Consider the following 12621-nt stretch of genomic DNA (forward strand, 5'->3'; position numbering starts at 1 on the left):
CCAGGGGTATTGTGCTCATGTGCGCCATAAAATTTACGTAAGATTCTCATCATCTGAACACAATCCAAACAATTTGAAATATTTTTGCGCAATACGGGTATTTATCGACTAATGTTAGGATATTTTACCAGCATAACCCGAAAGTGTTACTCAACAACAACAGCATTGGTTTTTGCAGGAAAAAACGCGAATTTGGGTTTGAAAGCGGGGCTCTAACTCCCAGGTCGGTGCGTCAGAAAGCCACTGTTTTGGCCGAACGAATCGGCTTGGCGACACCTCTAGCGATCTCGCCAGAAAATGCGAAATCCGCGACGTTTCCGCCGCGGATGACACAAGATCAGAGCTTGCAGTACCCTCAGCCGGCTTCTGCAACCCGCGCCAAGGCGATGCCGAGGGAGTCCTTCTGCAGATCCAGTTCAACGAGACGTTCACGCTCGGCTTCGACCAGCTCCGGCTTTGCATTGGCGACGAACTTCTCGTTGGCCAGCTTGCTGAGGATACGTTCCCGCTCGACTTCGACCTTGGAGATCGCTTTTTCCAGACGCGATTTTTCGGCCGAGAGATCGATCAGGTTGCCAAGCGGCAGGCAGAACGTTGCCTCCGCAACGACGATCTGCGCGCTGCCGCCCGGCGCCACCGCCACATGGTCGATATGCTCGACGCGCGCCAGGCGACCGATGGCCGAAGCATGCCGCTCTAGCCGCTCGCGCGTCAGTGCATTGGCTGCGACCACGATGAGTGGTGCGGTCGCTGCCGGCGGGACGTTCATTTCCGAACGGACCGAACGGATGCCGGAAACCAGATCGATCAGCCAGTTGATCTCGTCAGCTGCGGCATCGTCGGCGTAGGAGGCAGACGGCCATTCCGCGTGGCAGAGCAGGCCCGCGCGCTCACGCCCCTCGCCCGCCGTCTGATCCCAGAGCTCTTCGGTCATGAAGGGCATGAAGGGGTGCAGCAGCTTGTAGATCTCATCGAGAACATAGGCGACACAAGCTTGGGATTCGCGTTTTGCCGCTTCATCCTCGCCGCTGAAGACCGGCTTCAGCAGTTCGAGGTACCAGTCGCAGAACTGGTTCCAGACGAACCGATAGAGACTGCCAGCGGCCTCGTTGAACCGGAAGCCTTCGAGCGCTTCGGTGACATCGCGGATCGTCCGTGAGAGCTCGGTCAGGATCCAGCGATTGATCGTCAGCGACGATGCCTCGGGGATGAAGCCGTCACTATTGGTGACGCCGTTCATCTGGGCAAAACGCGTGGCGTTCCAGAGCTTCGTTCCGAAATTGCGGTAGCCGGCAATGCGAGCGGTGTCGAGCTTCACGTCGCGCCCCTGGGCGGCCATGATCGCCAGGGTAAAGCGCAGCGCGTCGGCACCGTATTCGTCCATCAGTTCCAAGGGGTCGATGACGTTGCCCTTGGACTTCGACATCTTCTGCCCATTCTTGTCGCGAACGAGCGCGTGGACATAGACGGTGTGGAACGGCTCGACCGGCGTACCGTCCGCATCCTTCATGAAATGCAGACCCATCATCATCATGCGGGCGACCCAGAAGAAGATGATGTCGAAGCCGGTGACCAAAACATCGGTCTGATAGTATTTTTCGAGTTCCGGCGTTTCGTTCGGCCAGCCGAGCGTCGAGAACGGCCAGAGCGCCGACGAGAACCAGGTGTCCAGCACGTCTTCGTCACGGGTCAGGATCTCGCCCGGCTTGAAGTTTTCAAGCAGGTCTTCGACATAGGCCTTCATTGGACCTTCGTGCGCCAGATAGTGCTGGATCGCGGCGTGCAGCGCCTCTTCCTCGGTCTTCTCTACGAAGACCTGGCCGTCCGGGCCATACCAGGCCGGGATCTGGTGTCCCCACCAGAGTTGGCGCGAGACGCACCAGGGCTGGATGTTCTCCATCCATTCGTAATAGGTCTTCTCCCAGTTCTTCGGGACGAAGTTGGTACGACCTTCCTTGACCGATGCGATCGCGGGCTTCGCCAGCGTCTTCGCATCGACATACCATTGCTCGGTCAGGCGCGGCTCGATCGGCACCCCGCCACGGTCGCCGTGCGGGACCATGTGCTTGTGCGGCTCAATCTTGTCGAGCAGGCCGCCTTCCTCGAAGATCCGAACGATGATCTTGCGCGCTTCGAAACGGTCCTTGCCCTCAAGCTCATCCCAGGCGCCATGCAGGGCCGCGGGGTCGCTGAGGCCCTCGAGGAACTCCTCATTGTCCTTGATGGTGATCCGACCTTCGATGGTCAGGATGTTGATGGCTGCGAGGCCTGCACGTTTGCCGACGTCGAAATCGTTGAAATCGTGCGCGGGCGTAATCTTGACGGCGCCCGTTCCAGCGGTCGGATCGGCATAGTCGTCACCGACAACGGGGATACGGCGGCCGACAATCGGCAGAATGACGTGTTTGCCGATGAGCGGCTTGTAGCGCGCGTCTTCCGGATTGACGGCAATACCGCTGTCGCCAAGCATCGTTTCCGGCCGCGTGGTGGCAACGACCAGGTAGTCGCGAGTTTCCCATTCCGTCGCCTTGCCGTTTTCGTCGAAGGCGACCGGATGCTGATAGGTGACACCCGGCTCGAGTGGATAGCGCAGGTACCAGAGGTTTCCGTTGATTTCGTGCTGCTCGACCTCCAGGTCGGAAATCGCCGTCAGCAGCTTCGGGTCCCAATTGACCAGACGCTTGTCCTTATAGATCAAGCCTTCCTTGTAGAGCGAGACGAACACTTCGAGGACGGCCTCCGACAGACCATCGTCCATGGTGAAGCGCTCGCGCGACCAGTCGCAGGAAGCGCCAAGCCGCTTCAGCTGGTTGAAAATCAACCCGCCGGATTCGGCCTTCCACTCCCAGACCTTCTCGATGAAGGCTTCACGGCCCATCTGGCGGCGGTGCTGCTGTTGTTCCATCAGCTTGCGCTCGACGACCATCTGCGTGGCGATACCGGCATGGTCCATGCCCGGCTGCCACAGCACGTCCTTGCCGCGCATGCGCTCGAACCGTACCAGCACGTCCTGCAGCGTGTTGTTCAGCGCATGGCCCATGTGCAGCGAGCCCGTCACGTTCGGTGGCGGGATCACGATACAGAAGCTGTCGGCGCCGGGCTTTGCTCCCGCACCCGCACGAAACGCGTTTTCTTCGTCCCACTTCTTGGCGATACGTGGGTCGACGGATGCGGAATCGTAGGTCTTATCAAGCATTTTGAAGCCAATTTTGGAGATTGATGTCTATGTCTTGTAAACCGGAACGACCGGTGCAAGTCAACACGAACGCAAAAAGGCCGCGACTGTTCCGCGGCCTCTGTATCGGAAAGGTTCAGATCCTAGCGCCGGGGGCCGCGCGCGACGCGTTCGATCTCTTCACGCACCAGCCGTTCAACCAAGGTCGGTAGGTTGTCGTCCAGCCATTCCTGCAGCATCGGGCGCAGCATTTCTTCGGCAATTTCGTCGAACGACCGCCGCGTGCTGAGGTCGACCGCCTGGGCAAGATTGTCGAAGGACTGAGCGACCTGACGACCAACCTCGGGTGAAAGGATCGCAGGCGCGGCCTTTTCGGTCACGGGCTCTTCGGCAATAACAGCCACCGGTCCGCCCGAAACGGCTACGGGTGCCGGGTCTGCTACCTTCAGCGCTTCAACAGCTACCGCCCGATTGACGGGCTCTTGTACGGCGCTCACCGAGAGACGATCAACCGGCGCCGGCGGCGCGGACACTGCTGCCATACGTGACGTGATGACCGGACTATCCTGAACGCTGCGCGAAGGCACATCCTTGACCGGCTCTTTGGCGGTATAGCTCATGGTGTGGCGCTCGGAGGCCGCCCTTACTCGGGCTGCAACGTCCGCCAGCGAAAGCGGCGGCTGCGCGATGCTCGAATGCGGCTCCGAAGGAATGACGGCCACCTCGATCTCCGGCGAAGGTGTAGCGAGCTTGGACGCCTCGCCATGGTCCTCCCGCCTGCCGAAAGCGGCAGCCTCGATTTCGCTGTCGATCGTCAGTTCAATCTCATCCGAGCCGTCGTCCTCGTATTGGTCACGCGAGGAGAAATCGGTCTGCCCCGGCTCATTGCTCTCGATGATCTTGCGAATGGATGCGAGAATCTCATCCATCGAAGGTTCACGCGCGACATTGAGCTGTGCCATTTCTATCCCCGTTTGACGCGGCAGAGCATGTGTCCCGAAACGACGCATGTGCCGATAACAAACAAACCTTAAGTGAGTCCGCGGACGAAACATACGCCACGAATCAGACACTTGGATTGTTGCACAGATTTGTTTCGATCGGCAGAAGCAGAAACGCCCCGGTTTCCCGAGGCGTTTTCTTTGATCAGCGGCCGTCGACGGTTCGAAGTCCGAACCATTTGTCCTTGACGGCTTCGTAATGCTCTTCGGCGCGATATTCCGCGACCTGCAGGCCCTGGCTCTTGACGCTCAGTGTCGCGGTGGCAGCGAGCAGACCGTAGCTTGCGACGACGGCGTCGCGCTGGGCGATAGCCAGCTGTTCCTGCGCATTCAGAACGGTCTGCTGCGAATCGAGCACGTCGAGCGTAGTGCGCTGACCAACATTGCGCTCTTCGATGACGCCGGCAAGCGCCATGTTAGCCGCCGAGATCTGCGTCTTGTTGGCGCCGATGCGCGCAATTGCCGCCTCAAGTTGGGCGTGTGCGCTCACGACGTTCTGCTGAACGGCGGCGCGCTGCGAATCGACGAGGATGCGCTGCTGGCCCAAGGTCTCCTTCGCTTGGCGAATCTGACCGTATTCCGCGCCACCCTGGTAGATCGGCACCGTCAGGCGGGCAGTAACGCTCGACGCGTTGCTGTCAAGACCGTCGCCGGAGTTGCCGGTCACGCGTCCAACCTGCCCCTGAATGCTCACGCCGGGCAGCATGGTGCCTTCAGCAGACTTCACCTGGAAGCCGGCCGTATCGACGTTGTACTGGGCGGCGAGAATGGTCGGGTGCTGACGCAATCCCAGGGCAACAGCCTGATCGAGCGAACGCGGAAGCCCCTTGGTGGCCGGCCCCGGCTGCTTGATACCCGTCGGCGCAACGCCGACGATCTGCACGTAGACTGATTCGCTCTGCTTCAACTGCGCAATGGCGGTAATCAGAAGCGACTGCGCGTCGGCAAGCGATGCCTCGGAAAGGCTGACGTCCGTGCGGGTGCCTTCACCCACGTCAAGGCGAGCCTGGGATGCGTTCAGCTGTTCCCTGAGGAAGGCGAGGTTCTGCCGGCGAATAACAACGATCTGCTGGTCGCGCGCGATGTTGGCGTAGGACGTGGCTGCTGCGAGCAGAATCTGGATCTCGTTTGCGCGAAGCGATTCGCGGTTGGCGAAGACATTCGATTCAGCGGCGCGAACATTGTTCAGCGTCTGAAAGCCATCAAAAATCATCTGGGTTACGGTGATACCGATCTGCCCCTGATGAAAGTCCCGGCTTCCGGTAAGCTCGTTGTCGACGTTTGAAAGCGTTCCGTTTGCAAAAGCCGAAACCTGTGGACGAAACCCGGACTTCGCGATCGGCACCCCTTCGTCGGTCGCCCTAAGACCAGCGCGCGCGGCGTTCAGATCCGGGTTATTTTCATAGGCTTTGGCCATTGCGCCGAAGATCGTCTCCGCCAGCACGGCCTGCGGCGCAAGCAGTACACTCGTCGAGACGGCAGCCCAAAAGGCTGCTTTGCGGACAATCGACACCATACTTCCCTCTCCGATCGGGGCGGCAAAGCCAGCCCACTATTTCCTGCGGCACCATTCCGACGTCGAAACCGGGCCGCCCTAAATACGGCGATGAAGCGCTCACACCGCCCACCGGTGAGCAAATCACTACCTCAGCACTCTTTGAAACCCGGATTCGGCCTGATCACAACTGTACACCGATACTGCGCACGATCATTTCAAAAAGAAACAGGTGGTTCGTTGCCAATTGGCAACATTGCTATTTTAGCAGCACAATCAAATGTTGAGATACCTCAATAAGTGGCACCTCAAAAAACAAAAGTCTGCTCGCGGCGGAAGCCGGGAAGCGGCTTGACCGCAGTGTTGAAATCCGCCCTTTCGGACGTCTTCCCATGCTCATGGACATAAAGCTTAGCACGCGAAGCGTTACCGAAGCCTTCAACGGCAATAAGCCGGCCGCCGTCGCGCAACTGCTCGAACAAGGCCGGAGGAAGCACTTCTACCGAACCATGAACGAAAATGACATCATAGGGTGCCTCGCCGGCATATCCCTTGCCAAGATCGCCGGTGACCACGGCAACGTTGTCATAGCCCAGCCGTGCCAAGGTTTCCGTCGCAGTTGCGGCAAGCGCTTCATCGCTTTCGAGTGCGACGACCGAACCGGCGATCAACGAAAGCAGCGCCGAGGCGTAACCGGTGCCACAGCCGATCTCCAGCACCACGTCTGACTTCGAGATTTCGGCGAGTTGCAGCAGCTTGGCGAGCGGCGACGGCTCCATCAGGTACCGCGGGCTTGCGCCCTTAGCGCCGTCGAGTTCGATGTCGGCATCGATATAGGCGAGTTCCTTCATCCGCGAAGGCACGAATTCTTCGCGCGGTACGGAGAGGAAAGCGGACAGGATCGCATGGGACGTCACATCCGTCGTCCGGATCTGGTTGTCCACCATCTTGGTGCGCGCCGCTTCGAAATTCATCATACTGCCCTCGTGTCCGGATGGCACGGCACCGGTATCCCGGATGACCGCGCAGTCGTCTTCTGGCTGCCAAATATGGCGCCTTTATATAAGCTCATAAATCGCCCTCCCGCTGGTTTCAAGCGACAGCGACATCTTGCAGCGGAAAAAGGAACGAGAAACACCGAAGCGACGTTTGCACGGCCCGGCACGGGCGGCGGCGCTGGCTGCCGCCAGAACAGAGAGAGCCTGACGTCAGCGGCCAGGCGCCCCTTCGAGCCCAACGAGGGCAATCTTCGTATAACCGGCGTTCTGGATGAGGTTCATGACCGTCATCAGCTCGCCGTAGTCGACGGCCTTGTCCGCACGCAGCAGAACGCGCGTCTCGGTGTTACCCTCCGTCAGGCGCTGAAGCTCCACCGCAAATTCCTCACGGGCTGTTTCTTCGTTGCCAATCGCCAGACCGAGGTCGGCGTTGAGCGTGACGAAGACCGGCTTATCGTCGCGCGGCGTCGGCTTGGAGGCCGATTGCGGCAGATCGACCTTCATGTCCACGGTCGCAAGTGGTGCCGCGACCATGAAGATGATCAGCAAAACGAGCATGACATCGATGAATGGGGTGACGTTGATCTCGCTGTTCTCGTCGAGATCGCCGCCGCTGTCGGTAACCTTGCCGGCCATGTCTCACCCGATCCTTGCGATCGACGCGTCTGCCGGATGGGCAAAGCCATCCTGGCGACGCGGTTGCGCCTTGCGGACCAGGCGATGATCGAGATCGCGGCTGACAAGCCGTTCGACGGCGGCTGCCGCGTCGGCGAGGATCACCTTGTAGCCACCCACCGCGCGGGCAAAGTAGTTGTAGATGATAACGGCGGGGATAGCGGCAACGAGACCGATTGCGGTCGCCAGCAGCGCTTCGGCAATACCGGGAGCAACGATCGCCAGGTTGGTCGTCTGCGCTTTGCTGATGCCAATGAAGGAGTTCATGATCCCCCAGACGGTTCCGAACAGACCGACGAACGGGCCGACGGAGCCGATCGAGGCAAGGATGCCCGTTCCGCTCGTCATGCGCTTGCCGGCGCGAACCTCGATACGCGTCAGCAGCGATGCGACGCGTTCCTTGAGACCAGCTGCCGGTGCGTGATCGAGCACAGCCTCCGAACGCACCATCTCATCGATCGCAGCGGCAACCATTTCCGCGGCAGGGCCCGCCTTGCCGTTGAATGTGGACTTAAGCTCTGCCAACCCGTTTGCAGCGGAGAGCTGACGGACGGCGCGGCTGAGGCGCGCCTTTGCGGCGAAGAGTTCAAACGTCTTGGCCACGAAAATCGCCCAGGTGATGACCGAGGCGAGCGCCAGCCCGATCATCACTGCCTTCACCACCATGTCGGCGGCAAGGAACATGCCGATAGGCGAAAGGTCGTGTGGCAGGACTGGGTTGGCCGCCGCTTCTGCTGCGGGCGTCTCAATCGACACAGCCGGTGTTTGTGCGCCGGCTTCAGACCCGGTGGCCGGAAGACCGTCGACAGTCGGCTGCTCGCCACGGGCCGCTGCATTGGCATTGGCCCGTGCCGTTCCCGCAGGTCCCGCGTCTTGAGCCTGGCTGACCGCAGGAGCGGTCGTTTCGGTTGAGGTTGTCGCCTGTGCAAACACGACCGTCGAGGGAAGACCAGAAGCCAGCACCAATGTCGCTGCGGCCAACAAATTCAGCTTCGATCGTGTTCGATTGGGCATCTTGTTCCTCGCGTACTGGTCCGTTTCGCCATCACAAAAATCACAGGGCAGCCGGAATTTCGGCCACCTCAACGTGCATTGGCCGCTCTTTACGACAAACTATGAACGAAACACAAGGATTTGTGGAGTATAAAGATCAAGAATAATTTCATGCCTGCGTTTCAATCGAGATCTCAAAGGGCGGGAGAGTTATCGACGAAGCCGTCACTTCTCCAGTCATATGCGCGGTGCCGCTCCCAAGGGCGTTGCAGCGACGTAAACGACGTCTTGAAGCGCATTTTCGGAAGCTCATCGCCTGCAACCGGCTCGGCGAAAATCTCGATCGCACCTACCAATCGCAGCAGGCGTCCACTCAGGATCCGCGCCCGGCCGGATGAACAGGTCCGCTCGGTGCTTCCCGGCACGATCAGCAGATCGACCTGATTGCACAGCACCTCAAACAGGTAGGGGTTTTCGACGAGAGCAACGGTCCAGCCGGCATCGCTTCGAGCGATGCACCATTCTTTCTCGCGGCACGAAAAAGCATTCGGCGAAACTTGGCCGAGCGCGGAGTTGATATCGTGACGGATGGCGGCGGCTGTCGCGGCATCGATGGTCCTCGTTTGCGCCTTCGCGGGCCGTAGCTTCGCCTCGGGATAAAGACCATCAGCGACCGCCCCTTGCGCGGGCATCGGAGCGACGTGGGCGTCGACCGCCAATGCCCGCTGCCATTGAGAGAAAAGGAAGTCGGAGGGACGATCCCGGTTCGTCGCAATGGCGGCGTCGGTGACCAATCCGACGAGGCGCCCATCTTCCGATACCACGATCGCCGGCAATTGCCTGTCTTCGAACGCGAGGCACACGAGTCCGGAAAACAGCAGCACGGCTCCGAGCCCTGCCAGCCAAGTGCGCAACACACACAGAATAACGCCGCCGGCAGCGATAAGAACGAATGCCAGCGGCCCGACGCGGCCGGTCAGAAACTCGCCGTCGAGCGACGTGACGAAGCGGGCGATCACCAGCATACCGTCAAGGCCCCAAGCCATGACGGSGAGCGGGTACTGCTCGAGACCGAAAGGCGTCAACACCATGGCGAAGAGGCCGAACGGCATGATCACAATGCTGATCAGTGGCGCTGCGAGAATATTGGCGAGCAACCCATAGGCCGGCAGTCGCTGGAAATAGGCGGCAGAGTAAACCGCGGTTGCAAGTCCGCCGATCAATGAGGTCGCAACCACGCCGATAACGAAACCCGTGACGAGCCGCCTGCCCCACCAACGCCCGGCGACTGCCGGCTCTTCTGCTTCCGCACGCTCGCGCCAGCGCGCATAGCCAGCAACCAACGCCAGCGTGGCGGCGAACGACATCTGGAAGCCCGGCCCCGCAACGGCAGATGGCGTGATCACGATGATGACAATCGCAGCCAGCGCGATATTTCTCAGGCTGATCGACATGCGGTCGAAGAAGACCGCAACCAGCATGTTCGAAATCATGATCCAGGCGCGGACGGCGGATACGGCTCCACCGGAAATCAAGATGTAAAGGAAGACCATTGCCAGAGCGCCCGCAGCGGCAACCTTCTTGATCGCCACGCGCTGCGCCAACCCGGGAACCGCACTCAAGACGGTACGCGCTCCGATTAGAAACGTACCTGCCGCAAGCACCATGTTGAGACCGGAGATCGCCAAAACGTGCGCCAAGCCCGCCTGTCGCAGCATCTCGACGGTGTCGCGACCAATCGCCCTTTCTTCCGCCGTCACCAGGGCTGCAGCGAGCGCACCAGTGTCGCCACCGACTGCCGTGCGGATCCGCTCGCCGACCGTTTCGCGTAGCGCGGCCAGATACTCCGCCATCCGCATCCAAAACGAGCGGTCCGCCACCGTCGCAGCACCGTCGGCTATCGGGCTAAGTGGCGCACCATAGAAGTAACCGACGGCGCCGATCTGCCGGAAATAAGAATCGAATGCGAAGTCGTTGAGGCCTGGCAACGCAGGGCCGGAAGGCGGCGAAAGACGCGCCCTGCCCTCGATCGTTGCCCCGATCGCCAACGGCGCGTGCGGGCTGCGCGACAGCACCATGGCCTTCAACGGCGCACGGCGCAACGTCGGCTTCGTGGTTTGCTCGATGACAATTCCGTAGCGCCAGTGGTCCCGATCATTCTTCTCGCGCGAAAATACCTTGCCGCGCAGGTTCGTCGTTACCGGTCCATCGAGAACGATCGTGTCGATGCGCGATGCCTCGATCGCCGCAAGCATCATTCCCGCCGTGAACAGCCCCGCTGCGATCCTCGGCGCACGCAGGGCGCGCACACGGAGGTTGCACAGCAAGGCGGCTATTCCGAAAACGCAAAGCAGCAGTGCAAGTTTGATGAGTCCGAGGTCATAGGGCAGCGAGAGCCACGTCAGCACGCCGGCGGCTAACAGGACGGGGACAAGCACCAATCCGTGGCCGAAGGCCGATTCTTCTTCGACCGCTTCGCGCCAGTGTGCGGCAATCGCCTCTGGTCGGAGGCGTGCGTGCGCGAGCGCGGCGCAAGATTTGACAAGGGGAAAAACGAGGTTGCCGCGTGCATTCGCAGGCGTTGCAGACATGCTCCCGATCGAAACCGAAGCGGGTGGTGCCGGAGCGACACGATCTGCGTCCTGCATCAAAGACCGGACTTCGATCTCGCTCATCGTACGGTACCACTCCCCTAAGACGGTAGAGGTCGATCATGCAACCAACATCACCCAACCGCAACCTGAACGTCATCTGCCGAAAAAAGCGGCAAACCTATATGGAATGGTACCGCATCATTATCCTGACAGTTATTGATCCGGTTGGACATATTGCTCTAACGTGCGATTATTGCGTCGCCATATGCACATTTTCGCATCGCACAATTTGCCTTTCGTACAGCTTGGCAGCCGAAAATAAATCATATAGCAAATTCGCAACGTTCATTTTCGTGGCATGGTCTCTGTGCCACGTTGCCATAAGACGGAGGGTCCCCATGACAGAAAAAAGCGCGGTCGTAACATTCGATGGAAAGTCGGCGGAGCTACCAGTGCGATCGGGGTCCATCGGTCCTGATGTGGTCGATATCGGCTCGCTCTACAAGCAGACCAAGATGTTCACCTACGACCCGGGCTTTACGTCGACGGCGTCGTGCGAATCCAAGATCACCTATATCGACGGTGACGAAGGCGTGCTCCTGCACCGCGGCTACCCGATCGAACAGCTCGCAGAACATGGCGACTTCCTCGAAGTCTGCTATCTCCTGCTTTACGGCGAACTGCCGACGAAGGCGCAGAAGGCTGACTTCGACTACCGCGTCACACACCACACCATGGTGCATGAGCAGATGTCGCGCTTCTTCACCGGCTTCCGTCGCGATGCCCACCCGATGGCCGTCATGTGCGGTTGCGTCGGCGCCCTGTCGGCCTTCTATCACGACTCGACCGACATCACCGATCCGCACCAGCGCATGGTCGCTTCGCTGCGCATGATCGCCAAGATGCCGACGATCGCCGCGATGGCCTACAAGTACCATATCGGCCAGCCGTTCGTTTATCCGAAGAACGATCTAGACTACGCCTCGAACTTCCTGCGCATGTGCTTTGCCGTGCCTTGCGAGGAATATGTAGTGAACCCGGTGTTGTCGCGCGCCATGGATCGCATCTTCATCCTGCATGCCGACCACGAGCAGAATGCTTCGACCTCGACCGTGCGCCTTGCCGGTTCGTCAGGTGCCAATCCCTTTGCCTGCATCGCCGCTGGCATCGCCTGCCTCTGGGGCCCGGCCCACGGCGGCGCGAACGAAGCTGCGCTCAACATGCTGGCCGAAATCGGCACGGCTGACCGCATTCCGGAATACATCGCCAAGGCCAAGGACAAGAATGATCCGTTCCGCCTGATGGGCTTCGGCCACCGCGTCTACAAGAACTACGATCCGCGCGCCAAGATCATGCAGAAGACCACGCATGAAGTGCTTGCAGAACTCGGCCACAAGGACGATCCCCTCCTCGAAGTGGCGATGGAACTCGAACGTATCGCGCTCACCGACGAGTACTTCGTCGAGAAGAAGCTCTACCCGAACATCGACTTCTACTCCGGCATCACGCTGAAGGCGCTGGGCTTCCCCACCACCATGTTCACCGTGCTGTTCGCGCTTGCGCGCACCGTCGGCTGGATCGCCCAGTGGAACGAAATGATCGAAGATCCGGAACAGCGCATCGGCCGCCCGCGCCAGCTCTATGTCGGCGCTCCGCAGCGTGACTACGTGCCGGTCTCCAAGCGTTAACG

Annotated in this window: 8 protein-coding genes; 1 reads left to right on the forward strand and 7 read right to left on the reverse strand. The window is 60.1% G+C overall.

What is annotated here, in order from left to right; genetic code table 11:
• Positions 1-355 precede the first annotated feature (355 nt).
• The 7 genes from ASD03_RS13800 to ASD03_RS13830 form a co-directional block, all read right to left on the reverse strand.
• Positions 356-3196 (reverse strand): valine--tRNA ligase, encoded by a 2841-nt coding sequence (locus ASD03_RS13800; RefSeq protein ID WP_057214197.1) that lies wholly within the window; start codon positions 3194-3196, stop codon positions 356-358.
• Between the two features lie 122 nt (positions 3197-3318).
• Positions 3319-4137 (reverse strand): PopZ family protein, encoded by an 819-nt coding sequence (locus ASD03_RS13805; protein ID WP_057214200.1) that lies wholly within the window; start codon positions 4135-4137, stop codon positions 3319-3321.
• A gap of 184 nt (positions 4138-4321) precedes the next feature.
• Positions 4322-5692: an outer membrane channel protein TolC gene (tolC, locus tag ASD03_RS13810; protein ID WP_025426839.1), complete on the reverse strand. Its 1371-nt coding sequence runs from the start codon at positions 5690-5692 to the stop codon at positions 4322-4324.
• 287 nt (positions 5693-5979) lie between these two features.
• Positions 5980-6645 carry a protein-L-isoaspartate O-methyltransferase gene (locus ASD03_RS13815; protein WP_025426838.1) on the reverse strand — a complete coding sequence of 222 codons (666 nt, stop codon included), beginning with the start codon at positions 6643-6645 and terminating at the stop codon, positions 5980-5982.
• A gap of 234 nt (positions 6646-6879) precedes the next feature.
• Positions 6880-7305 (reverse strand): TonB system transport protein ExbD, encoded by a 426-nt coding sequence (gene exbD / locus ASD03_RS13820; protein ID WP_025426837.1) that lies wholly within the window; start codon positions 7303-7305, stop codon positions 6880-6882.
• 3 nt (positions 7306-7308) lie between these two features.
• A complete protein-coding gene (gene exbB, locus ASD03_RS13825) occupies positions 7309-8358 on the reverse strand; it encodes a tonB-system energizer ExbB (protein ID WP_057205051.1) in 1050 nt (349 codons plus the stop codon).
• Positions 8359-8531: 173 nt separating this feature from the next.
• Positions 8532-11012 (reverse strand): ComEC/Rec2 family competence protein, encoded by a 2481-nt coding sequence (locus ASD03_RS13830; protein ID WP_057214203.1) that lies wholly within the window; start codon positions 11010-11012, stop codon positions 8532-8534.
• A 317-nt stretch (positions 11013-11329) separates the two neighbouring features.
• Here ASD03_RS13830 and gltA point away from each other — a divergent pair, with 317 nt between their 5' ends.
• Entirely contained in the window at positions 11330-12619 is a 1290-nt protein-coding gene (gene gltA / locus ASD03_RS13835; protein ID WP_025426831.1) for a citrate synthase, read from the forward strand.
• Positions 12620-12621: the final 2 nt, after the last annotated feature.

The sequence above is a fragment of the Ensifer sp. Root127 genome, from assembly GCF_001425225.1.
Lineage (GTDB): Bacteria > Pseudomonadota > Alphaproteobacteria > Rhizobiales > Rhizobiaceae > Ensifer > Ensifer canadensis.

Bases quoted from the DNA above. Each gene is read 5' to 3' on its own strand.
- ASD03_RS13800 (WP_057214197.1), bottom strand. From the start codon at position 3,196: ATGCTTGATAAGACCTACGATTCCGCATCCGTCGACCCACGTATCGCC.
- ASD03_RS13805 (WP_057214200.1), bottom strand. From the start codon at position 4,137: ATGGCACAGCTCAATGTCGCGCGTGAACCTTCGATGGATGAGATTCTC.
- tolC (WP_025426839.1), bottom strand. From the start codon at position 5,692: ATGGTGTCGATTGTCCGCAAAGCAGCCTTTTGGGCTGCCGTCTCGACG.
- ASD03_RS13815 (WP_025426838.1), bottom strand. From the start codon at position 6,645: ATGAATTTCGAAGCGGCGCGCACCAAGATGGTGGACAACCAGATCCGG.
- exbD (WP_025426837.1), bottom strand. From the start codon at position 7,305: ATGGCCGGCAAGGTTACCGACAGCGGCGGCGATCTCGACGAGAACAGC.
- exbB (WP_057205051.1), bottom strand. From the start codon at position 8,358: ATGCCCAATCGAACACGATCGAAGCTGAATTTGTTGGCCGCAGCGACA.
- gltA (WP_025426831.1), top strand. From the start codon at position 11,330: ATGACAGAAAAAAGCGCGGTCGTAACATTCGATGGAAAGTCGGCGGAG.